General features: G+C 41.4%; 17 protein-coding genes. All 17 read left to right on the top strand.

The genetic code is table 11. The features are described from left to right. Positions 1 to 23 precede the first annotated feature (23 nt). The 17 genes from CD03_RS36310 (at position 24) to rpoN (ending at position 25,357) form a co-directional block, all read left to right on the top strand. Positions 24 to 8,006 carry a DUF5695 domain-containing protein gene (locus tag CD03_RS36310; RefSeq protein ID WP_052377901.1) on the top strand — a complete coding sequence of 2,661 codons (7,983 nt, stop codon included), beginning with the start codon at positions 24 to 26 and terminating at the stop codon, positions 8,004 to 8,006. Between the two features lie 481 nt (positions 8,007 to 8,487). Next, positions 8,488 to 9,000 (top strand): A24 family peptidase, encoded by a 513-nt coding sequence (locus tag CD03_RS34270; protein WP_052377900.1) that lies wholly within the window; start codon positions 8,488 to 8,490, stop codon positions 8,998 to 9,000. Further along, positions 8,997 to 10,043: a ParA family protein gene (locus CD03_RS34265; RefSeq protein ID WP_052377899.1), complete on the top strand. Its 1,047-nt coding sequence runs from the start codon at positions 8,997 to 8,999 to the stop codon at positions 10,041 to 10,043. The genes CD03_RS34270 and CD03_RS34265 overlap by 4 nt, the downstream gene beginning before the upstream one ends. Then, positions 10,006 to 11,244 carry a CpaF family protein gene (locus CD03_RS0121010; RefSeq protein WP_027295320.1) on the top strand — a complete coding sequence of 413 codons (1,239 nt, stop codon included), beginning with the start codon at positions 10,006 to 10,008 and terminating at the stop codon, positions 11,242 to 11,244. The genes CD03_RS34265 and CD03_RS0121010 overlap by 38 nt, the downstream gene beginning before the upstream one ends. Positions 11,245 to 11,304: 60 nt before the next feature. Beyond that, entirely contained in the window at positions 11,305 to 12,042 is a 738-nt protein-coding gene (locus tag CD03_RS0121005) for a type II secretion system F family protein (RefSeq protein ID WP_027295319.1), read from the top strand. 3 nt (positions 12,043 to 12,045) lie between these two features. Then, entirely contained in the window at positions 12,046 to 13,488 is a 1,443-nt protein-coding gene (locus tag CD03_RS0121000; RefSeq protein WP_027295318.1) for a type II secretion system F family protein, read from the top strand. A 54-nt stretch (positions 13,489 to 13,542) separates the two neighbouring features. After that, the gene (locus tag CD03_RS0120995; protein ID WP_027295317.1) at positions 13,543 to 13,710 is read left to right on the top strand and encodes a Flp1 family type IVb pilin; all 168 of its coding nucleotides are present in this window, start codon (positions 13,543 to 13,545) and stop codon (positions 13,708 to 13,710) included. Between the two features lie 79 nt (positions 13,711 to 13,789). After that, a complete protein-coding gene (locus tag CD03_RS0120990) occupies positions 13,790 to 15,334 on the top strand; it encodes a DUF5702 domain-containing protein (protein ID WP_027295316.1) in 1,545 nt (514 codons plus the stop codon). 165 nt (positions 15,335 to 15,499) lie between these two features. After that, entirely contained in the window at positions 15,500 to 16,312 is an 813-nt protein-coding gene (locus CD03_RS36305; protein ID WP_138003117.1) for a hypothetical protein, read from the top strand. 112 nt (positions 16,313 to 16,424) lie between these two features. Next, complete coding sequence (locus CD03_RS0120980; protein ID WP_027295315.1) at positions 16,425 to 16,856, top strand: prepilin peptidase; 432 nt, start codon at positions 16,425 to 16,427, stop codon at positions 16,854 to 16,856. A gap of 1 nt (position 16,857) precedes the next feature. Continuing rightward, a complete protein-coding gene (locus tag CD03_RS34255; protein WP_052377897.1) occupies positions 16,858 to 17,304 on the top strand; it encodes a TadE/TadG family type IV pilus assembly protein in 447 nt (148 codons plus the stop codon). Then, positions 17,304 to 18,944 (top strand): DUF6382 domain-containing protein, encoded by a 1,641-nt coding sequence (locus CD03_RS0120970; protein WP_027295314.1) that lies wholly within the window; start codon positions 17,304 to 17,306, stop codon positions 18,942 to 18,944. Before CD03_RS34255 ends, CD03_RS0120970 begins: the two co-directional genes overlap by 1 nt. A gap of 132 nt (positions 18,945 to 19,076) precedes the next feature. After that, entirely contained in the window at positions 19,077 to 19,778 is a 702-nt protein-coding gene (locus tag CD03_RS0120965; RefSeq protein WP_027295313.1) for a 5'-methylthioadenosine/adenosylhomocysteine nucleosidase, read from the top strand. Between the two features lie 388 nt (positions 19,779 to 20,166). Further along, the gene (locus CD03_RS0120960; protein ID WP_138003120.1) at positions 20,167 to 20,997 is read left to right on the top strand and encodes a hypothetical protein; all 831 of its coding nucleotides are present in this window, start codon (positions 20,167 to 20,169) and stop codon (positions 20,995 to 20,997) included. A 69-nt stretch (positions 20,998 to 21,066) separates the two neighbouring features. Further along, on the top strand, positions 21,067 to 22,416 hold the full coding sequence (locus CD03_RS0120955) for a glucose-6-phosphate isomerase (protein WP_027295311.1): 1,350 nt from the start codon (positions 21,067 to 21,069) through the stop codon (positions 22,414 to 22,416). Between the two features lie 325 nt (positions 22,417 to 22,741). After that, a complete protein-coding gene (locus CD03_RS0120950; RefSeq protein ID WP_027295310.1) occupies positions 22,742 to 23,695 on the top strand; it encodes a D-2-hydroxyacid dehydrogenase in 954 nt (317 codons plus the stop codon). A gap of 279 nt (positions 23,696 to 23,974) precedes the next feature. Further along, on the top strand, positions 23,975 to 25,357 hold the full coding sequence (gene rpoN / locus CD03_RS0120945) for an RNA polymerase factor sigma-54 (RefSeq protein WP_052377896.1): 1,383 nt from the start codon (positions 23,975 to 23,977) through the stop codon (positions 25,355 to 25,357). The last annotated feature ends 19 nt before the right edge of the window (positions 25,358 to 25,376 follow it).

Here is a 25,376-nt window from a genome sequence, read left to right as displayed (position 1 = left end):
AAGAGGAACGAGGAGGTTCGCGAATGAAAAAGAAACGATTGGTGAATGGGGCTGTTAAGGTAACTGCATCGGCATTGGCAATGGCGATGATGATAACATCTGTACCTCTGCCGGGTCTGACAGGGACAGGTACGGTATATGCAGCAGAGAAAGCCGCAGAAACAGATGAATTTTTTATAGCACCGGATGGGGAAAGACCTAATAATGTAGCAGGGAGCGCAGATGTTTCCACCAGTTATGTATCAGGCTGGGAAACCCTTACTGCTGTAAATGACGGAAAAGTATCAAAGACTTCCGGGACAGGAAAAGAAGAAACCGGTGCATGTTATGGTTCCTGGGGGAATCCGGCTAAACCAGCCAGTGAAACATTGACATATACCTGGGAAAATGAAGTGGAACTAAACAGCAGCGGAATTTATTTCTGGTATGACGGGGACAAACCTGATTCCGGTGGTATTAAAATTCCGAAATCCTGTAAATATGAATACATGGATGCGGATGGTAACTTTGTAGAAGTTGGAAACGCAAAGGGTCTTGGCTGCAGGGCGGATGGGTTCAATATTACAACATTTGATACAGTGAAGACAAAAGGTCTGAGAGTGACCATAGAAAAACAGAAAGCTGATGAAAATGGAGTCGGCGTTATTGAGTGGGAAGCATATGGTAAGGTGATGCCATTTAATATTGCGCCAAGAGCAGAGGCATCTGCAAGCATTAACCATCCAGAGGATTTGGGCGGCGTAGATGCTCTGAATGATGAAGCAGAACCGGCAGCATCTGCAGGTGCGGGAGACGGGCTGGTCTGGCACAGCTGGACAAATGAAGGACAGATGGCATATGTGCAGTACACCTGGCAGAAAGAAGCTGTGATTGACAGCACCGAAATATACTATTTTACAGATAATGGAGGAATCCTTGCGCCGGAGAAGACGGTAGTGGAATACTGGGATGCCGCAGCTGGAGATTGGGCAGAAGCAGCCGTTGTCACTGAAAATAAACTGGATGCGTATAACGTAGTCACCTTTGACCAGCCGATTAAGACGAATCAGCTGAAACTGACTATGACGCCGCAGGGATACGGAACACCCGAAAACCATGCCGTTGGAATCAAGGAGTGGAAGGTTTTGGGAAATGCAGAAAAGCCAAGCGGTGAAGTAGAGCTTTCCAATGACTATTTTTATCTGAAGATCGGTAAATACGGACACATTGATGAGCTTAAAATTCAGGGAGACCTATATGATACCAACTATGTATTAAATGCAGAATATGCACCAACCCAGGGAGCCTCCAAAGAACATCAGTGGATGGGCGAATTAATGTTCCAGACCAAATGGGAGGGTGAGGATACCTGGACAGAATCTATGACCAGTGCCTCGGATAATGGCAGCAAAACGAGAAAGATTGAGTTAAAAGGAAATAAAGTAGAAGTTACCTATGAAGATGCTAAAGAAGATAAGGGCATTAAGGACTTCAAGCTGGTTGAGACTTATGAATTAGTGGATAATCAGATCGTATGGTCCATGACAGTCACCAATACCAAAGATAAGAATCTGATCATCGGCGACTTCGGCGTGCCAATGCCATTCAGTGAGTTCTGGCCGGGAGGAACGCAGGTTTATGAAACTTCAGTAGTGGATCATTCTTTTGTAGGACAGGATTCCAGCTATATCTATGCAAGCAGGCCAAGCGGTCAGGGTAAGTTCCTGTTATTTACACCGGATACTTCTACCGGGGCAGGATTTGAGTATCAGGATCACTGGAGAATCAACAATGGACATGCAGGCTCTGTCTGGGCACAGGACCAGGGCGGCTGGGCAAATGGATTGAATGTATTCTATATTCATTCTGATGTTATCAAGTCTACAGGAAGCAGTTATCTGGAAAACACGTCTCTGACGCTGGCACCCGGAGAGAGTAAAACATATACGTTTAAATTTACAGGTGTAGATGATGAGCAGGATATGAAAACAAAGCTTTATGAGGAAGGCATTATTGATGCGGTAGCAGTTCCAAGTATGGCATTTTCCGTTAATATGCCCGCTAAATTCTATCTGCATACTTCCTATGGAAAAGATCAGATTCAGGACATTCAGGTAAATTGTTCTCATGATACCGGTCTTTATGAAGGGCTTCAGAAATCAGTTTCCAATAAGCAGGAATGTACCAAAGAAGAGGGAACAAAAGTAGAATATCTGGAAACCGTTACACAGGATGGAGAGCAGTATCACATTTACAACTTGCAGCTTTCCTGCCTTGGTGCAAACCATGTTGAGATCACATATGATGATGGTAAGCAGACAACCCTGCAGTTCTATGCGATGGACAGCGTGGAGGATGCACTGGAACTGCATGCTGATTTTGTAACAGAGAAAACTCAGGTCAACGCACCTGGTGAAATCTATGACAAGATATTTGATGACTGGATGATGGATACAAAGTCTGTCCGCGGTGTATACGAAGGATACTTTGGCTGGGGCGATGACTGGGGATTCACCCATGGTGAATATCTGGCGGAAAAGAATGTTTACCAGCCGGTTAAAGAACAGATTACGGCAGTGGATGAGTATCTGGATACCTTTATCTGGAATGGGCTGATGAAAGAGCACCAGGAAGATTACATGGTAAATGACTGGCTGGATAATGAACCAAATAATACCGGACAGGGAATATACCGTGGTTATGCGTATCCTCATGTATACAATACATATTTCTCTATGTATAAGATCGCAGAGAAATATCCCGATATGATTGATTATGCGGAAGATAAGGGGACGTATCTGCTGCGCGCCGCAAATATATTAAAGGCGTTATATAGTAAAGGAGTATCTTATAATTGGGATACCGGACTGATGGGTGAATCCACAACACCCGATATTATTGCAGCATTAGAATCAGAGGGGTATTATGACGAGGCTGCACAAGTGACCGAAATCATGGATGAAAAGTACAGCAACTTCAAAGGAAATAAATATCCATACGGTTCCGAGTATGCGTATGATAATACCGGTGAAGAAGCGGTATATACCCTTGCGAAATTAAATGACAATACGGATATGATGGGCAAGATTGACTTGAAGACCAGGGCTTGCCGCGGACTGCAGCCTATCTGGTACCACTATGGAAATCCTACTACTATCTGCGGTGAGAACTGGTGGAACTTCCAGTATACGGCATCATTAGCCGGCTATTGTATGGATGACTGGCTGAGACTTCAGGACAACGGCCTGACAGAAACTGAGATGGCAGATGCAGCCCGTGTGAACTATGCAGGAAAACTTGCAAACCTTACCTGTATAAATTCAGGACAGATCGATGCAGACCCGGAAAATATCGGCACCGTATCATGGACATACCAGTCTGAACTTGGCAATTCCGGCGGACAGGGAACAGGCGGCGGAAGTATTCATAACGGATGGCGTCAGATGTCCGGAGAAGCAGACACAGGATTGTTTGGTGCACTGCGTATTCTGTCTTCTGATGTTTCAACGGACAATATCTTTGGATTATTCGGATATGGCTGCGAAGTAAGTGAAGAGGGCGGTTTCTATCAGGTGACACCGTTAGACGGAGTTTATACCAGACTGAACTTTATCAACCAGAAACTCTCTATTGAGCTTGACAGAGATCAGTATACCCGGGCCAAGGTAAGTAAGGACAGTAATTACGTTGAATTAAATGTCAGAAACCTGGAAGTTTCCGAGCATAAATCTGACATTGAATTTACGGGATTAAAACCGGGATCTTATCAGATTAAGGTAAATGGCAATGTAACAGGCAGTTTCCAGTATATTGGAGAGGAAACAACTGTTGTATCCGTTCCGCTTCCGGCGGCAGAGACAGCAAGCGTTGTGATTAAAGAAGGAGAACCGTTGGAAAATACAGCTCCGGCTGTGGATGCAGGGAAAGACTTAAATGTGTATTTATCAGATACTTACCGATTGGAAGGCGCTGCAAAGGATGACGGATATCCAAACATGACGCTCACCAGCTTATGGGAAGTAACCTCGAAACCGGAAGGGGCTAACGTTACCATTGCAAACCCCGATAAGTTAATTTCCGGCATTTCCGTAGATAAAGCAGGAACATATCAGTTGAAGTTATCAGTAAGTGACGGTGCTTTAAGTGCAGAAGATACTTTAACCCTCGTTGTAAAAGAGGATGAAAAGTTACCGGAAGTTCTGGCTAATTATGAATTTGAAGAAGTGGATGTATTAAAAAGAGTAGTAAAAGATTCTTCGTCAGCAGGAAATGATGCGGCAGCGGTCAGCAAGCCGGCAGTGGCAGAAGGCAAAGAAGGAAATGCTGTTAACTTTACCGGTACCTACTGCGGATATGTGAAGATGCCGTCTTCTTTAACAAAGAATGTGACGGACTGCACAATTCTGGCAGACGTCAAGCTAAATGCGGTACAGGGAAGCGGTGCGCGAATATTCCATTTTGGAGATACTGACGGAAAACGTATGTATGTTTCCTTTGAAGGCAAGAATGAATTAGTATTAGGTATCACGGATACTAAGACAAATAAAACGGCAGAATACAAGACTGGAATCAAACTGGGTACAGGATTCTGGAAGAATATTGCATTGACAATGGAGAATCAGACACTTATCTTATATGTAGATGGTGAAGCGGTATATACATTAGAAGACTGTGGATTCACCCTGGCTGATCTGGGTGATGTGCAGATGAACTATATTGGAAGATCCGAGAATAAACAGTCGGCATTCTTAAATGGTCTTGTAGATAACTTTACAGTAAAATCTGCAGCTATGACAGCAGAAGAATTAGCGGATGCATATGCACCGGAGGAAGATGCAAAACCGGTTTCCGCAGAAGTGGGAAGCTACGTAACAGTTGTGGGAAAAGCACCGGAATTACCGGAAACATTGCGTGTGCTGTATGACAATGGAATCTATAAAGATTCTAAAGTAATATGGGAAGCCGTTTCCGAAGATAAATATGGAAAAGCTGGCAGCTTTAAAGTAAACGGAACGGTAGAAGGCATGGACCACCCTGTTCAGGCATCGGTATTTGTTATGGATGGAGAAGAAACCAATCTGGCATCCCTGGCAAAACCAACGGCGATTATTAACTCCGTAAATGATCTGGGCGGCGTGGCCGGATTAAATGATGGATTTGAACCTTCCTCTTCAATGGATACCAGCCATGGAGTTTGGCATAACTGGTTAGGCAACCAGGGCGGGGAGGCCTGGGTACAGTATACCTGGGAGAAAGAAATCATGATTACGGCATCAGATGCCTATTACTTCAAAGACGGCGGCGGCAACTTCTGTCCGGTAAGCGTAAAATACGAGTATCTGGGAAGCGGCGGAGACTGGCAGGCATTTACCGGTACAGACGGTCTGGGCGTGGCAACTAATAAATACAATAAGACAACCTTTGATCCGGTAATGACAAAAGCAATCCGAATGACTATGACGCCGGAGAAACTGGGATGTGGTGTGATTGAGTGGAAGGTTTACGGATATCAGGTTGATACGGAACCCGCTGTAGATATGACAGAGTTAAAGAAAGCCGTTGAACTGGCTGAAACAAAAGCAGCTTATTACTATACGGCAGAGACGTGGAGCACATTTGCGGATGTTCTGGAAGAAGCAGAAAATATGCTGTCAGATGAAACGGCCGTACAGAATGATGTGGACGCAATGTTAACAAAACTCCAGGAAGCAAAGGATGCTTTAGAGATTATGCCGGGAGCAGTAAGTGCTAATCTCGCACCGCAGGCAGAAGTTTCTGCAAGTGTAAATAAAGCACAGGCTGTAAAAGATGGTATTAATCCGGTAAATTCCTCAGATTCTTCAAATGGCGTATGGGACAGCACGGGAGAAGAAGGCAGGGAAGCCTGGGTTCAGTATGATTTTGAAGAGCTGGTAAGGATTGACAGTACAGACATTTATTATTATCAGGACGGCGGAAAGGTTAAGCTGCCAAAAGAAGCTCTGGTAGAGTATCTGAATGATGAAGGAGTCTGGACTGAGGCAGAAAAAATAACTGAAATGAAAGAGAACCAGTATAATACGATCACATTGAATAAACCGGTTCTGGCAGCAGCAATTAGGGTGACCTTACAGCCACAGGATGAAAATTCGGCAATTGGTATCATCGAATGGAAGGTTTCCGGTGAACTGGTAAGTTCTCAGGGAGTCAACAAGAAAAACCTTAGAAACATCCTGGATATCGCCAATACAAAAGCAAAAGGCAGATACACAGCAGAAAGCTGGGCAGTATTTGCGGAAGCGCTTGCAAATGCACAGAATTTGGTCAACCAGGGAGGTCTGACACAGGAAGAAATCAATGCAGCCTTTGACGCACTTTATAATGCAGTTAATGAATTGCAGGCAGCAGAACAGACACAGGAAATTATGAATATCGCACCGGAGGCTGCCGTGTCCGCCAATATCAACAGCCCGAATGATTTAGGCGGTGCAGACACAATGAAAGATGGTTATGATCCTGCTTCATCCATGGATAAATCAAATGGGACATGGCATAACTGGGGTCAGGAAGGCAAAGAAGCCTGGGTACAGTATGACTGGGATACAGCGCAGGAAATTCACAGCATTGATGTATATTATTTTACAGACGGAGGCGGAATTCTTCTTCCGGCAGAGTCCAGATTTGAGTATCTGGGAGAAGACGGTCAGTGGTACGAAATGAATACGGTTTCTGAAAATATACCGGATGCATACAACACCCTGAATCTGGAAACTCCGGTAATGGCTAAGGCATTAAAGATTACAATGCAGCCGGTAGTGGAAGCAGGAGGACTGCATGGAGTTGGCATCATTGAATGGCGGGTAATGGCCATGACAGGTGCAGCAGACAGCGTTATTACTTCCGAACTGGAAGGGTTGATTGCAGCAGCTCAGAAAAAGTCCGAAGCAGATTATACAGAACTAGGATGGAGTCAGTTACAGACAGCGCTTGGACAGGCAGATAATGCGCTGGGCAAAGGAGATGTAACACAGGAAGAGATTGATGCGGCAGCAAAAGCATTGCAGGAAGCAATGATTATCAGGGAAGATCCGGTAGTTCCAGCAGATAAGAAAGAACTCATAAACCTGATTACCCTTGCGGAAAGCAAACTGTCCGGTAAATATACGACAGAAAGCCTGGATGCCCTGAAGAAAGCATTACAAAATGCAAAGAAGACAGCGGCAGACGAAAAAGCAGTTCAGGAAGAGGTAGATCAGGCTAAAACAGCACTGGAAGCTGCAATTGCAGGCTTAAAAGTAAAAGAGGATCCAAAGCCGATAGTAAATAAGGCAGAATTACAGAAGCTGATTAACTCATATGCAGGCCTTAAGTCATCCAATTATACTGCAGTAAGCTGGTCTGCATACTTGAAAGTATTAAATAACGCAAAGATGGTGAACCTGAATGCTAATGCAGCACAAAAGGACGTGGATGCTGCGTTGTCCATGCTGCAGCAGGCATACAAAGCCCTTGTGAAAGCACCCGTTGTTAAACCGGTTCCGAAAAAGAATGCAGTAGTAACAATTGGTAATGCGAAATACAAGGTTACAAAATCATCGAGCAAAAATGGAACCGTAATGTATGTAAAACCTACGAAAAAGACTTTTAAGAAGGTTACGATACCCGCAGCGGTTAAGATTAACGGTTATACATTCAAAGTAACCCAGATTGCAAAGAAGGCATTTTACAAGAATACAAAACTGCAGAGTGTCACCATTGGAAAATATGTGACCAATATTGGACCAAGTGCATTCCGGGATTGTAAGAAGCTGAAATCTGTGGTGATCGGATCAAGCGTAAAGCGTATTGAAAAGTATGCATTTATGAATGATAAGAATCTAAAAAAGATTACGATTAAGAGTAAGAATCTGAAAACCATTCAAAAGAAGGCGTTTACAAATATTTATAGTAAGGCAGAGTTTAAGGTACCTGCGAAGAAGTTGAAGAATTATAAGAAACATTTGTTAGATCGTGGGGTAAAAACAACTGCTAAGTTTAAAAAGTTATAATCAGCTGAGATAGTATTTAAATTGTAGAATGAATGGTTTGGAAGTGTCAGGAGCTTTCCTTTTGGGAGGAGTCTGGCACTTCTTTCTTTTATTAGAGTTTCCTATTTTATTATGCAGGTAGAAACCCAATAAAAACAAAAGGTCTCATAATTATTATGGCGTACTATAAATAAAAAATATTGCAACTTAATGTTGACAAATGCAACAACGTAATATATAATGAAATCACTTCTTACAGAATTTTAACTTCATCTTAATTTTAAAGGGATGATTTCTTCTTAAGAATTCTATTTTTCATAGTCAGATCGACTATATTTCCTTTGTGTTTTTTGTAACAGGTTTTAATTATTTCAAATTAGAAGTAGATAAATAAAGGGGGTGCTTTGCGATGGTGGCGGTATTCTGACATTGGCTTGAAGGAGCGCACACAATTTAATATACAGAACCAATGAACAAATTGAAATGTTTTATGAGGTGAGAAATGAAAGAAATGGAGTTTCTGTGCATTTTATGTCTGGTCTTATTGGCGGTTATTCTGGATTTTTGGAAGGGGAAAATACCAAACTTACTTACTTTCACAGGGATGGCAGCAGGAGGAGTGTTCCAAGCCTTAAATACAGGATATATGGGAATACTTTTATTTTTGGGAGGTGTAGGAACTCCGCTCCTGGTTTTGGGGGCGCTATACTATTTTAGAATGATTGGAGCAGGAGACATTAAGTTATTCTGCGCATTGGGAAGCTTTTTAGGAACAACGAAGATCATAACCTGTATCTTTATTGCTTTTCTGGCAGGGGCAGGTATTTCAGTGATACTGATTCTATGGCGGCGCAATTTGTGGCACCGTCTTGCATATTTCTATGCGTATATCAGCAATTATTTTTATATAAAAAAGTGGGAGCCATATCGGAGGGATGAAGATGTGGACAGCCATATGCATTTTTCAGTACCTATATTAATCAGCATTATATTATACGCGGGAGGTTTTTATTGAAGAAAAATATTTTTGCAGTATGTGATTTGGAAGCAGCGTATGCTTATAACTTAATGGAATACATGAATATCAAGCAAAACACACCATTCGAGGTGCAGGCATTTACCAATGTTAAAAGTCTCAGTATTTATGCAAAAGAGCATGATATTGAAATGCTTTTAATTTCGGCACAGGCTATGTGTGAGGAAGTGAAGACGCTTAATATTGGAAGGATTATGATTCTGTCTGAAGGGGAACTGATACAGGAATTAGCGGAATACCCTGCTGTCTACAAATACCAGTCTTCTGACAATTTAATTGCAGAGGTTATGGGGTACTATGCAAATCAGAATGTAATGGTAAACCCGATGGCGTTATTGAAAAAGGATGTTGAGCTCATAGGGATTTATTCACCGGTTAAGAGAACGCTTAAGACTTCATTTGCTTTGACTCTGGGTCAGATTTTATCTAAAAAAAGAGCTGTATTATATTTAAATCTGGAGGACTATGCCGGATTTGAAACACTTATGGGAAAGGAGTTTGCAGCAGACATAGCGGATCTTATGTTTTTTGTAAGGCAGGGGAGCGGCAATATTATATACAAGTTAGACAGTATGGTACAGAGTATTCATAATCTGGATTATATCCCGCCTGCTTTTTCACCTATGGATCTTAGAAATGTGAAGTATGAGGAGTGGATGAAGCTATTGGGAGATATTATAAATTTTAGTTCCTATGATACCATCATTCTGGATATCGGGGAACAGATAGATGATGTCTTCCGATTATTGAAGCAATGCAGAAAAATCTACATGCCGGTAAGAGAGGACAGTGTATCGCTGGCGAAATTGGATCACTTTGAAAAAGTACTGAAAATGTGGGACTGCGAAGATATACTGGAACGTACGAGAAAGCTGAAACTGCCTTTTCACAGCAGTTTCGGTCCCAGGGATCATTATGTGGAACAGCTTATGTGGGGGGAACTGGGCGACTATGTTAGAAAGTTAATTGATGAGGAAGAAAACGATGAAAGAGGCACAAGAACAGTTCCGGATCCTTCGTAAGCGGCTGCTTGAAAAACTGGAGAACGCAGGAAGCCTTAGTGATGAAGAAATCAAAGGGACAATTAATGAAATGCTCATAGAAGCGGGCAGAGAATTTTACTTAAGCCTGAAAAGAAAGGAAGAACTGCAAAAGGAACTGTTTAATTCCATCCGGAAGCTGGATATTCTACAGGAGCTGATCGATGATGATACGATTACAGAGGTTATGGTAAATGGAACAGATGGTATTTTTATTGAGAAAAACGGCAGAATTTCCAAATGGGATAAGAATTTTTATTCTAAAGGAAAGATTGAGGATCTGGTTCAGTCAATAGCGGCAAATAGCAACCGTATTGTGAATGAAACTGTTCCAATCGTAGATGCCAGATTAGAAAACGGTGCCAGAGTTAATATTGTTTTACCGCCGGCAGCGATTAATGGTCCGATTATTACCATCCGGCAGTTTCCAGCCAGTCCTATCCGGATTGGGGAATTAATGGCCTGGAAGGCAGTTACAAAAGAGGCGGCTGAATTTCTAAGGAAGCTGGTAATTGCCGGATACAACATCTTTATCAGTGGCGGAACCGGGTCCGGTAAGACCACATTTCTAAATGCATTATCTGATTTTATACCCAAAGAAGAAAGAATTATTACCATTGAGGACAATGCGGAACTCCAGATACAGGGAGTTAAGAATCTGGTAAGGCTGGAGGCGCGAAAAGGAAATACCCAGGGGGAGCACGAAATAACCATTAGGGATCTGATTAAATCGAGCCTTCGCATGCGGCCGGATCGGATTATCGTAGGTGAGGTACGTGGAGAAGAGGCGCTTGATATGCTGCAGGCGCTCAATACCGGACATGATGGCTCGCTCAGCACCGGACATGGGAACAGCCCCAGGGATATGCTGGCAAGATTAGAAACAATGGTTTTGCTGGGGATTGAGCTTCCGGTGTCGGCAATCCGCAGGCAGATTGCATCCGGAATTGATATTATGGTACACCTGGGGAGAATGCGGGATAGAAGCAGAAAAGTGTTAGAGATCATTGAAATTATGGGTTATCGCTATGAGACGGAGGAAATTATGACAAAAGTACTGTATGAATTTGAAGAGACCGGAACAGAAAAGGGTAAGATTACAGGTCAGCTTGTAAAAAAGGCTGCGTTAACAGATACCAGAAAATTACTACAGCGGGGAGTCTACACTGGAGAAAAGATTTGAAGTATTGGAAAAAATTAGCTGCCTGGCGGTTTTATGCAGGAGATAAAAGGAGGATGAGAAATGGACTATAACCAGTATAATTTTACGGGTAAGCAGTGGATTTACCAGGTGCTGCTCTATGGGGTAATAGATGGAGCTGTCAGTATATTGTTTTACCGTTCCTTTCTTGCATTTATGGTTTTACTGCCTGGGTTCTTTTTTTTTCAGAAGCAAAGGAAAGGGGACTATATTCTGGCAGGAAAAAAAGAACTCAGCAAACAATTTCTGACTGGGATACAGGCCGTCTCTGCTGCGTTGTCTGCGGGATATTCCGTTGAGAATGCTTTTGAAGAAGCTTTGGGAGATATGGAGCGGGTGTATGAAAATGACGATATGATTATGAAGGAATTCACGCATATCAGAAATCAGCTGAAGCTGAATCATACTTTAGAAAATCTCTTGCTGGATCTTGCCAAAAGAAGCAGGATTGAGGAAATTGAGAATTTTGCTGAGGTATTCAGTGCGGCAAAAAGAACCGGCGGTGATCTGATAACAATTATTCGAAATACTATTTTATGTATCAGCCAAAAAGAAGAAACAAAAATGGAGATTGAAACCTGTCTGTCCGCCAAGCGTCTGGAACAGAAAATAATGAGTGGTGTTCCTTTTATGATACTAATTTATGTAGGGATTGCATCTCCGGGTTTCTTAGATGTAATGTATCACAATCCTGCCGGGATCTGTATTATGAGTCTTTGCTTGATAACCTATGGAGCTGCCTATATGTGGGGGAAGAAAATCGTGGATATTGAGGTGTAGCGTATGATGTTATGTTGGGGGTTACTGGCGGTATTTGGCGTTTTATTTGCAGTGGCATCTGCGGTTAAAGTTCCGGAAAGCTTCTATATTAAAAAGCTCATGATACCGTTTTATAAAATAAGTATTTTTATATTCGGAATGTTTCCAAAAAAAAGACGGTTTTACGTTCAAAAGAGAGTGGAAAAAGATCTGGAGGCTGTTAGCTGCGGGAAAAAGGCTGACATTCAAAATTATTATATGGAAAAGCTGGCACTGGGGCTTTGTATTGTTTTTATAGGAACAGGGTGTTCTCTGGGAATACAGATTTTAACGGAATCGGATCAGATATTAAAAGAAGGCAATATACTGGAGCGTCCGGGATATGGAGAAGGAGATCTGGAAACAAGCCTTCAGGCAAAAATTGAGGGATTAGAGGATACATCCGATATATCTTTTGATCTGGGAGCACAGCAGTACCGTTTGGAACAAAAACAGGAATTAATAACCCAGGCAATTGGGAAGCTGGAGAAATTAATATTAGGGGAAAATAATACTATGGACGAAGTAAGGAAAAAAATGTATCTTCCCCAAACAATTCTGGAAGGAAAGGTTCAGGCAGAATGGATTTCTGAGCCACTTGAGATAATCGATGAAGAGGGATTTATTATCGGTGATATTCCGGAAGAAGGGATTCTGGTAAAGTTAACCGCAAGCCTGGAATGCTTTGGTGAAAAAGGAGAATTCTGCACTTATGCCCGGGTGCTGCCGCCTGTTTACACAAAAGAAGAAGAATTATATGTTCAGTTAAAGAAGGAAATTGAACAGGCAAATAAAGAAGGGGCAGCAGAGAAGGAGATGGAACTCCCGGATCGAGTTGATGGTAAGAAAGTCAAATGGTCTAAAAGTCCATCAGAGATTGCAGGAATTTTATGTGTGGCAGCTATTTTGGCCGGAATCTGCGTCTATATAGGAAAGGATGCCGAACTACATAAATTGGCGGAAGAGAGAAGCCGGCAAATGACAATGGATTATCCTGACATATTGTTTAAACTGTCCATGCTTCTGGGTGCCGGTTTAACATTAAAGGCAGCATTTTCTAAAGTTGCAGCAGAATATGAAAAAAGTAAGGATTTCAGACATAAACGGTATGCTTATGAAGAAATGGCAGCCGCCTGTCATAAAATGCAGTTGGGTATGTCGGAAGCTGCAGCGTATGAAGACTTCGGAAACAGATGTCAGGAGATCAGATATGTAAAACTGGGCTCACTGCTTGCTCAGAATTTGAGAAAAGGTTCTAACGGACTTATGGAAATCTTACAGAACGAAGCACTTGCCTCCATGGATGAGCGAAAACAGATGGCAAAGCGGTTTGGTGAGGCAGCCGGAACGAAAATGCTTCTTCCTATGGGAATGATGTTAGTGATTGTATTGGTTATTTTAATGGTACCTGCGGTTATGTCTTTTTGACGTCATAACTTAGATTTAACCTTTGCGTTGCATGAGGGAAAGGAGGTGAGCAGCATGAGTCATGTCAGAGATTTTATCCGGGAAGAAGACGGCATAGGGGTTGTAGAAATTATTTTAATATTAGTGGTCTTAATCGGTCTCGTTATTATCTTTAAAAAACAACTAACCAGTCTGGTTAAAAGTATTTTCAGCAAAATAACAAGCCAAAGCAATGGAATCTAAAACGTGTTTAAAGCGTAATTATGATTTCGGTTGAAAAGAAGTTTTATGTTCAGATTATAAGATGAAAGGGGAGTATAAAATGGGGTGGTACAGACCAAAGGGAGCAATCACCGTATTCTTAAGTTTAGTTAGTGTACTGTTCTTATCTCTGATCTGTACAATGGCTGAATCGGCAAGGGTGCAGGGTGCAAGAGCGAAAGCAGAAGCAGTTTTGAACATGGGACTATTTTCTGTGTTTGGAGAATATGAGAAAAAGCTTCTGAATCAATATGATATTTTATTTTTGGACGGAGCTTATGGGAGCGGTACATATCATTCGGATAAAGTCAGACTCCGCATGGAGGATTTCATGTCCTATAATATCAATCCAGGTAAAGGATTGTCAGGCAATACTTTTGATCCGCTGAAGATGCAATTAGAGGATTGTAATATTAAGGGGATTTCATTGGCAACGGATGAGAAGGGAGAACCGTTTTACCAGCAGGCAGTTACATTTATGAAGGATAACCTGGGGACAGAAGTCCTGAACAAATTATTAAAGGATTCGGATAAAGCAAAGGAACAGGAGGAAGCTCAAAAGCTTTATGAAGAAAGTGATGAAAATAATGGAAAGCAGCTGGAAGAGCTTAAAAGGCAGGAAGAAGATAGAATGGAGCAGGAAAGGCAGGAGGCAGAAAATAATAGTGGAGAAGAGGAGTTAGAACTGCCGGCGGAACCGGAAGAAGTACCGGAACCGGTTGAGAATCCACTGGAAATCATTAAGAAAATAAAGGAAATGGGAGTATTGGCTCTGGTTCTTAAAGATCCGGATGCTTTATCTCAGAAAGCATTGAATATAGCAGAAATACCGTCCGGACGAGAGCTTGAAGAAGGAAACCTTCCTATTATAAAGAGGCATGATGGATTGAGCGGAGATGTTCTGTTTCAAGAATATCTGTTGGATCATTTTCCTGATATGACCTCCAACAAGAAGGAAGGGGCGCTGGATTATCAAATAGAGTATATTTTATGCGGGAAAGAGAGTGATCAGGAGAACTTAAAAGGTGTTGTGAACCGACTGCTTTTACTGCGGGAAGGGAGTAATTTTTTATATGCGTTGTCAAATCAGGAAATGCAGACCCAGGCGGGAGCATTGGCAGCTGCAATTGTAGGTGTATTGGCAGTGCCGGGACTTGTGACAGTGACAAAAATGGCGCTATTACTGGCATGGGCATATGGGGAGAGTCTTTTGGATGTGCGCACCTTGCTTTCAGGGGGCAGGATAGCATTGGAAAAGACAGCGGCTACATGGAAACTTTCTTTGGAAAACCTGGGAAAGATAACAGAGCTTTTGCAGGAGGATGGAAGTTCGGACCAAAAGGGGTTAACTTATCGGGAGTATTTAAGAATGCTGCTGTTTACGGGGAAGAAGGCGCAGTATCCTATGAGGGGACTTGATTTAATAGAAGCGAATTTAAGAATGGAGGATAGTACCAAATACTTCAGGACAGATGCCTGTATCGAACAGATAAAAGCAGATACAAAATGGCAGGTCAATCCGTTGTTTATGAGAGTATCCGGAGCATTTTTGGGAATTGGAGAAGAAACCATAAAGTTTGAAGCAGAGGGTGTTTTTTCCTATTAAGTCAGGATGAACAATAAAAATCAGGTGAAGGTGAGGTGGATAAGGATGTTCTTTCGTTGTATCAGATTCCATAAAAACAAAAATAAATACATAATTAAGAACCAAAATAAAAACCAAAACAAAAACCAAAATATTAAAAGAAAGGTAAAGAACTCTCTCCCGGCAATGATTCATAAAATGATCCATGACAACGGAAGAATATCCTTATCTGCCTTACGGCAGGCAAGTCTGACTATAGAAGCGGCAGTGGCATTACCATTATTTCTGTTCGCCATGATTTCTGTCTTATACTTTATACAGATAGTAGATTTATCAGTACGGCTGACCGGGGCGGTATGTGAGACCAGCAGTGAAATGGCTGTATATGCATATGTAAAAAATGCGGGGAATCTGCAGGAGGGAGGCATATCGGATATTATTACCGGTGGACTGTCTGCCGCTTATGCTAAGAACAAGGTGAAAATCAGGGGGAGATTGCAGGAAAACCGGGGCATCCTCAGCCTGTTAAGGTCATCGTTCCTGAAAAAAAGTCAAATAATCGATTTGGCAGGAACGTATCAGGTGAAGTATCCGGTGACCTTATTCCCCATGAAACAAATAAAAATAGCTACAAGAGGAAGAGTAAGAGCGTGGACCGGCAGAGATGGTGTCAATGGCGATGGCAGCACTGAGGGTGAAGGAGCATTGGTTTTGATAACGGTAAACGGTAAGGTTTACCACAAAGATCCGGAATGCTCCCACATAAAATTATCCATTAAGCCGGTTAACAAAGATGCTGTGGAACACCTCAGAAACGAATCCGGAGGTAAATATTATCCTTGCGGACAGTGCCAGGGTGGAAGCAATACGGTATATATAACGGATACCGGAGACAAATATCATTCTTCGCTGGGGTGCAGCGGGTTAAAGAGAGGAATATTACTGGTTCCCATGTCTGAGGTACCAGACTGGCAGCCCTGTTCCAGGTGCGGGCAGTAAGAAGTGATTTAGACCCAGGCTTAAAGGTACACGTAAAAAAGTTCTGGTTAGAGTTTCACGTAATAAACGTAAAAAGTTGATGAAAAAGATTCACATTCAAGAAAGGTATGCAATGAATAAAGCAGGTTTATTATTATTTCTGATTATCAGTGCGGGATTAGATATTAAACGAAAAGAAGTGTCAATGGTATTAACTGGTCTTTTTGCAGCAGCAGCTGTTATCTGTAATCTCGCCTATCAGCAAATTCCGGTTTTTATCTGGGTCTGCGGTATTTTACCGGGTATATTCTTTTTGGCTGTAGGATGGGCGACAAGGGGAGCTGTTGGAAGCGGTGATGGATTTGTTATTGCAGTGTGCGGATTATTTTTGGGAATTTGGGGGAATATCCAATTGCTGCTGATTGCGCTCTTTCTTTCTGCCCTGTACAGCATGGTTTTAATCGTGGTTAAGAAGGTAAAGAGGAGCCATACCATTGCATTTATACCATTTTTATTATTAGGCTATGTCATTATGCTGACATTTGCCGGAGGTGAGGTGTATTAAATTGTGGAAAAGGAAGAAAGGAAGCTATACAGTGGAAGCCGCCATGCTGATGAGTATCTTAATACCCGTTTTTATTGGAATCATTTATCTGGGTTTTTTTCTTCATGATAAAGCATTGCTTGAAGGAGCTGCATTGGAAACGGCACTCTATGCCAGCCTTCATAATGTAGATAATAAGAATAACAATGAAGTGGAAGCACGGGCAGGAGCATTGGTTAAGGAAAGGCTTTTGGGAACCAGAAAGTTAAAAAGTTCCGTGTCAATGGGGAAAGAAAATATTACGGTAAATTATAGCGGACGATTTCCGGTTCCGGGGTTTGTAGTCTCATACTTTATGGGAAATGAACTGAGAATCGGTGTTAATAAAGAATATACGTTAAAGCGTCCGGGTGATACCATACGCAAAGTAAAAGGTTTGCAGCGGCTTTTGGATAAGGGGGAAAAATAATGCAGGTAAGCTATAAAAGAGATATGAATCATAATTATCTGATTCTGGATCCGGAAGAACAGATATATGGGAGCGAATATCAGATCCGAATGCTATCCATGAATGATATACGGGGGCTGTTAAAATGCAATATGAAAAAAATGGACGGAAAAGTTTATTTTTACTATGAAGTTACATCAAAGCAGTCGTTGGAGCGGATCTTTGAAAAGAGTACTATGACCATGGATGACATTAAAACGCTTCTCCTTGGAGTTAAATCTTCCATTGAGAATGTTGCGGCTTACCTGCTGGAACCGGATCATGTATTATTAGACCCTTCTTATATTTATATGGATATTGAAACGAAAGAGCCCTGCCTTTGTTATCTGCCTTCTTATAAAGGCTCTATTACAAGCTCATTCAAAGAACTTGCGGAGTTTATACTTAAGAGATTAGATCATAACGATCATGGAGCGGTATCTCTGGGATATGATATCTACAGGCAGACAACAGAAGAAAATTTTAGTATAGAACAGATTATACAGAGTGTTTACAGGGTGCAGACATCCTCTGATTTAAGGTTATCCCGTAAATCCGGTCAGCCAGGTGAGCCTGATGTAAATGCTGAGCTTACATCAAAGACTTCTAAGTCCGTTAAAGCTGAAATGAACCAAAAGGAGGAACTTGAGGAAAGTCCGTTTATAGATACCACAGATGCGGAATTAAAGAGACAAATCTTAGGTGAAAAGGAAGACGGAAAAGTAAAAGAAGAGTCGGGGCAAAAAAGAGACAAAAATAAAGAAATAAAAAATAAAGATATAAAGGTTAAAGAACGTAAAGTTAAAGAAGTTAAAAAAAATAATGAAGTTAAGGGGAAGCATGATAAAAGTTCCTATTATAATAGGAAGGAAGAAGGCAAAAATAAACCCGGGAGGGAAATTCGAGGCAGTCATAAAATTTGGGACAAGGTGAATTTTAAATTAAATTTTTTTATAATTACTGTGACAGCTGCGATCATAGGAGGGATATTTGCGGCAGGAAGTTATTTGGAAGCAGACATGACCCTGTTGGGAGGCATTGTCTTTTCTGTGTTAGGGGGAGCGGGATATTTCATCTCCTTTATTAATAGGAAGAAACTCAACAAAAATGAAAAACAAAACAAAGGAAACTCGGATATAGATAACATAGCAGAATTTCTGGAAGAAGATGAGAATGATATAGAGGCAGGGGTAATTAGCGGCATGGAAGCGGCATTTAGGCCAAATATGCAATTAAGGAACCAAACTAAAATAGAGGAGGGGTATCAGGCAGAGAAGGAAGAACAAATTGGACAAACTACAATTCTCTGCGGAGATGAAGAACTTAAAAAATTATGTTTTATCAGTATGGAACCTCATTTAAGAGGGAATATTCTTTTATATGATAAAACACTGTATATAGGAAAGATGAAGTCTAAGGTGGATGTACGGATAGATCTTCCGGTAGTAAGCAGGGTTCATGCTAAAATCTGGCAGGAAGAAGGTTCATTCTATGTTATGGATTTAAACTCCATGAATGGAACGTTCCTTAATGGAGAGAGGCTGGAAGCTAATGAAAAACGTGAAATCAGGCCTTCGGATGAAGTGGCTTTTGCCAGCGCTTCCTATTATATAGGAAGGTAAGCGTTCATATGAAACTTAAAATAGGGGTGTAAGCGTTAAATATAGCAGAACTTATCCCTGATTGGTTGCAGAACCGGGTGCGTTATGATAAGATAACTTCAGAAAACAGGTGAAGTTAATGGAGGAAAATAGATGAATATCATAGGAATTATTGGAGCGATGGATGTAGAAGTAGACGCACTGAAGAAGGAAATGGAAAATAAAACAGTTACGGTTAAGGCTGGTATGGAATTTTGCCAGGGTATCTTAAAAGGACAAAACGTTGTTATTGTAAGAAGTGGAATAGGAAAGGTAAATGCGGCGGTTTGCACACAGATCTTAGTGGATGTCTTCCATATAACCAGAGTAATAAATACTGGTATAGCAGGATCACTGAATGCAGGGATTGAGATCGGTGATGTGGTTATTGCTACAGATCTTGTACATCATGATATGGATGCTACAAATTTTGGATATCCATTGGGACAGATCCCTCAGCTGGATGTATTTGCTTTTGCAGCAGATAAAGAGATTTCCGAAATCGCAGCAAAAGCCTGCCAGGAAGCAAATCCTGATATTCAGGTATTTCGGGGAAGAATAGTAAGTGGCGATCAGTTTATCAGTAATAAAGAAGTGAAGAATAAGATTACGGATAACTTTCAGGCCTATTGTACAGAGATGGAAGGGGCAGCAATTGCCCAGACCGCATATCTTAATAAGATACCATTTGCAGTTGTCAGAGCAATTTCCGATAAATCTGATGATAGCGCAACAATGGATTATCCTACTTTTGAGGCAAAAGCTGCACAGCACAGTGTAAATCTTGTGAAAAAGCTGATGGAGGTATTAGGCTAATTCGGATTTTTGGTGGGGAGAGGACATGCTCTCCCCCAAATCAAAAGCAATGCAAGTAAATTTTTATTATATTTTTTACCGAATCAAAATTTTTTTGAAAATATCTTGGCAAATCTGCAGAAAGCATTTCAAATATTTTTTAAACATTTCTGAAGCATTCCCCAAACTGCCTTCGAACCGCTAAAATAAATGGATTTCAGGAAATTGACTTATGAAAAAATGAGTTATTTCACAGTGAAATTGAAGGGGCTAACTTGAACCCCAAAACTCCAAAAACCCCCGTAAATAAGCCGTTTCCGAGGTTTTTTTGTCGAACGATTCTACTTTACAAATTATTTTTTGTGGGATATGATGGCGGTACAAATCAGAAAGGTGAAGGGGGATCACAATGATAAGGTCTATCTTACAACAAAACATGTTATTTTACGCAATGGCAGCAATCTGTATTTTGGGGGTAATCAGTCAACTAGTATTAAATATTCTATATGACAGACTGATACGGGATGCAGAAAACTACACAGAAGCGAAAGGAAAGTTTATGAAGCGGTTACGACAGCAATACGTCGCGAGTAAACGGTTAAATGAGGGGTTAACCAATACATCAGTTTTTGTAAAGAAAAGCATTTATCAGTATCATTGCCTTGGCATGAATCTACACCAATGGCGCCGTATGGGAGGAACAGCACTTGTTCTATGTTTAGGAATAGCCGGAGCAGGATATCTGCTGGCAGGTGCACAAAACTTCGCAGTAAATATTGTACAGAATTATCTATGGGCCGGTGGAGCGGCGCTGCTGCTGCTACTAGGAACCCAGGCGGTGATTGATGTTGGATATAAAAACAGGTATTTGCAGGTACAGTTGGAAGATTACCTGGCAAATTCCGGAATAGGACATGCTTATAAGGAGGTGGACCTATCATCACTATCGGAGAGTGAGAAAAAGCAGGAGCCGGTATCAGAGGCAGAGTCAGTAAAAGAGAAAGAAAAGACGCCGATTTCACTAGGGGTGAAAAAGCGGCAGGTCAGGCCGCTGGAAAGTAAGGCGCAAAAAGATAAGCGTGAGTTAAAACAGAATCTGGCAAGAATAAAGGAGGGGTTAGATGAGACTGCGGCAGATCGTGAGCATAGCAAGGAGCGGAACACGGAAATCCTAAAACAAATGGATCCTGCGGAGCAGGAACGAGTCATAAGGGAGGTGCTAAAGGAATTTTTGTCTTGATTAAGTGTAGTACATTTGGTAGAATGATGGATAAGAACATATAAAACACGCATAGAAGGAGTGAATATCATGGGAAATAAAGTAACGTTTGATTATTCAAAAGCAGCTGGATTTATTGGTGAAAACGAAGTAGAAGCAATGAAAAATATAGTTGCTGCTGCTAAGGACACGCTGGTATCAAAGACAGGTGCTGGGAATGATTTCCTGGGATGGATTGATTTACCTGTAGATTATGACAAGGAAGAGTTTGGAAGAATTGAGAAGTCAGCGGAAAAAATTCAGGGAGACAGTGAGGTGCTGCTGGTCATTGGTATCGGCGGATCCTATCTTGGTGCCAGAGCGGCAATAGAATTTTTACGCCACAGCTTTTATAATATGGTTTCAAAGGAAATCCGTAAGACACCGGAGATTTATTATGTAGGAAACAGCATCAGCAGCACCTATTTAAAGCATTTAATCGATGTTATCGGGGACAGAGATTTTTCTGTAAACATTATATCAAAATCAGGTACCACTACTGAACCAGCAATTGCTTTTCGTATTTTCAAAGAAATGCTGGAAACAAAATATGGCAAGGCAGAAGCAGCCAAGAGAATCTATGCTACAACGGACAAGGCCAGAGGGGCCCTTAAAAACCTGGCTACCGAAGAAGGTTATGAAAGCTTCGTAGTTCCGGATGATGTAGGCGGACGTTTCTCCGTATTAACCGCAGTAGGACTGCTTCCTATCGCAGTAAGTGGAGCAGATATTAAGAAGTTGATGGAGGGCGCTGCGTCCGGAAGACAGCGCGCTCTGGAAGCTGATTTTGAAGAAAATGATGCATTACAGTATGCAGCAATCCGTAATATCCTGTTAAGAAAAGGCAAATCAGTAGAGATATTAGCCAACTATGAACCAAGCTTACACTACGTATCTGAATGGTGGAAACAATTATATGGCGAGAGTGAAGGAAAAGACCAAAAGGGAATATTCCCTGCAAGCGTAGATCTGACTACAGATCTCCATTCTATGGGTCAGTTTATCCAGGACGGAAGCCGTATTATGTTCGAAACAGTATTGAATGTAGAAGAGTCTCAGTGTGAGTTAAAAATCGGGGAAGAGCCGGTAGATTTAGATGGCCTCAATTATCTGGCAGGACAAACTGTGGATTTTGTAAATAAAAGTGCTATGAATGGAACGATCCTTGCTCATACGGATGGAAATGTGCCAAATCTGATGGTAACCATTCCGAAGCAGGATGAGTTTTCCTTAGGTGAGCTGTTCTATTTCTTCGAATTTGCATGTGGTGTCAGCGGCTATACATTGGGAGTAAATCCTTTCAATCAGCCGGGTGTCGAAAGCTACAAGAAGAATATGTTTGCGTTACTTGGAAAACCAGGATTTGAAAAAGAAAGAGAAGAATTGTTAAAACGTTTATAGAAGTGATTTTTATCGAGGTATTAAGAAAGGTATTTAGCCGCAGTCTGCGGCAGATGATGTTAAAATAGATCGAAGCAGCTATTTTGTAACAATTAGTATTTTTAAGATAGAAGTTCATAGATATAGGTTTTAATTAGTGCGATTCCAGGGATAAGTGGGCCTAATTCTAGATATGGTTCACAAAATCAGGAAAACTGCATAAATTCATATAGAAGGGGGCTGCCTTGTGTTATATAAGGTGGCCTTTTTCCGATGGATTTTATATGGATTCAGGTAAACGCCTAAACGCAGGTAGTATGAGATGTCGGAAAGGAAAGCCGTAATGATGAAGATCGTGATATTAGAAGGAAAAACAATAGGAAATGATATGGATTTGTCTTGTTTTAAAGAACTTGGGCAAGTGGCTGTCTATGATACGACCCAGGAACATGAGGTAGCGCAAAGGGTAAAAGATGCAGACATTGTGATCATGAATAAAGTTCCTATGAATAGGGAGAATCTTGTGAATGCCACAAATCTGAAAATGATTGCAGTAACGGCGACCGGTTATAATGTGCTGGATAAGGAGTATCTGGATTCCAGAAATATAACAGTTGCCAATGTGGCAGGGTATTCCACAAATGCAGTTGCACAACATACAATTTCCATGGCGCTGTTTTTGTTACATAAATTAAGTTATTATGATAATTATGTAAAAAGCGGGGAATATGTAAAAAGCGAGCTATTTACTCATTTTGGCGAGCAAATTTTTGAACTGGAAGGTAAGAACTGGGGGATTATCGGATTAGGGGCAATCGGCAGGCGTACTGCCAGGATTGCAGAGGCTCTTGGCTGCCATATAATTTATTATTCTACTTCTGGAAGAAATAAAGATGCGGTTTATGAGCAGGTTGATTTTGATTCTCTGCTGCATCGGTCTGATATTATCTCGGTACATGCCCCGCTTAATTCGGATACCGAGAATCTGTTGAATTTACAGGCTTTTGAAAAAATGAAAAATACAGCAATTTTGTTAAACGTAGCAAGAGGTCCTATTGTAAATGAAAGAGATTTAGCAGAAGCATTAAAAGAGGGGATGATTGGAGGTGCCGGATTGGATGTCCTGACAGAAGAGCCCATGAAAAAGGACAATCCGCTGTTGGAAATCCAGGATAGCAGGAAATTACTCATTACCCCTCATATTGGATGGATCAGCAGGGAAGCCAGAGAGAGGCTGATGAAAGAAGTATATTTAAATATTCAAGCATTTCAAAACGGAGAAAAGCGAAATGTAGTTTGATATATTGCTGTTTGAGAGAGAATGCAGCTTTTTGCCTGTTTGTTTCTTTAAGTTTTGGCAAATATTTGTTACAATGCCCGTGAACTATGATAAAATAAATGAAAGAAGAGGTAGAGATGAGATTCCATGAATTGTGGAATGGAATTCATTTTTCGTTATACATTTTCGTGGGGATACAGGGAATAAGATGAAAACTGATGAATAAGATTCAGTAAATAGTTATTTCCGAGAAAGGGATGTATGACTGCATTGGTGCTTAACCGGACAAAGATCTAAGCAATGCAGCATACCAGGGATGATATGGAACTTCAGGTAAAAATGAGCCAACAGATGAATATGTCTCAGAGAATGATTCAATCAATACAAATATTACAGATGACGGGGCAGGAACTGGAGACTTATGTAAAGGATCTGGCAATGGAAAATCCTATGATTGATCTGGAGAATATGTTCCCCCCTGCCACCCGGGAGGACGATATTCGCAGGAAACTGGAATGGTTGGAACAAATGAATGAGGAAAACCGGGTCTACTATAATCAGGAATATGAAGAAAATGTAGAAACGGATATCTTGTCATCTATTGGAAAAGATGAGGACGAGGATCTGCAGGAATACCTGCTGTCCCAGCTTTTAATTTATGACCTGGATTTGCTGGAACATACAGTCATTACATACATGATCGAGTGTATTGATCAAAAGGGATATTTTACATTGCCGCTGGATGAAGTTTGCCAGCATTTTCAAATAGAAAAAAAGTTAGCGGAGAAATTGCTTCATATCATACAAGGAATGGAACCTGCTGGAATTGCCAGGGATTTAAGAGAATGCCTGCTGCTTCAGCTTGACCGCAGGCAGATGGATGAACCAGAAGCCAGGCTGATTATCCATCAGTATCTGGATTTGCTGGGGAAGAACCAGATGGATAAGATAGCGAAAAAGCTTGGTATATCGTTGGAAGAGGTTATCAAGGCGTATGAATTAATCCAGTCATTGAACCCAAAGCCTGGGAACAGCTTCTATACCAGAGAAACGCTGTCCTATATTATTCCTGATATAACGATAGTTAAACTGAGCGGATATTACGAAATCCTGCCAAACGAATATATGTATTCCAGAGTTAACATCAATATGCCCTATTGCGATTTGCTGAAAAAAGAGACAGATCAGGAAACAAAGGATTATGTTCAGTCAAAACTTAAGCAGGCACAATGGGTAAGAGATTGTATCTCACAACGATATACAACCATGATTCGGGTGGTAAAGTGTATCGTTGATCTTCAGGAGGAATTTTTTGCCTGTGGTAAAGGTCTGAGGCTCATGTGCCTGTCAGATGTGGCAGACCGACTTGACGTTCATGCGTCTACTGTAAGCCGTGCAGTCCAGGGGAAGTATCTGCAGTGTACCTGGGGCGTTTATCCGCTAAACTATTTTTTTACCAAAGGAGTAGAATCCAGTGAAGATAATGGGCAGGTAGCCGCTGTGGGAGTGCAGGCTCGTATAAAGGAAATTGTGGCGGCGGAAGACAAGAAGAAGCCCCTTAGGGATCAGAAGATTACGGAAAAGCTGATGGCAGAGGGGATAAAAATCTCCCGGAGAACAGTAGCGAAGTACCGGGATGCCTGCGGGATACGGGATGCTGGTGGGAGAAAGAAGTTTGGTTAGAATTTATATTGATTAATGA

It is taken from the genome of Robinsoniella sp. KNHs210, assembly GCF_000686105.1.
GTDB lineage: Bacteria > Bacillota > Clostridia > Lachnospirales > Lachnospiraceae > Robinsoniella > Robinsoniella peoriensis.
Note: the sequence above shows the minus strand (reverse complement) of the source record. Positions and strands in the feature narration are given on the sequence as shown.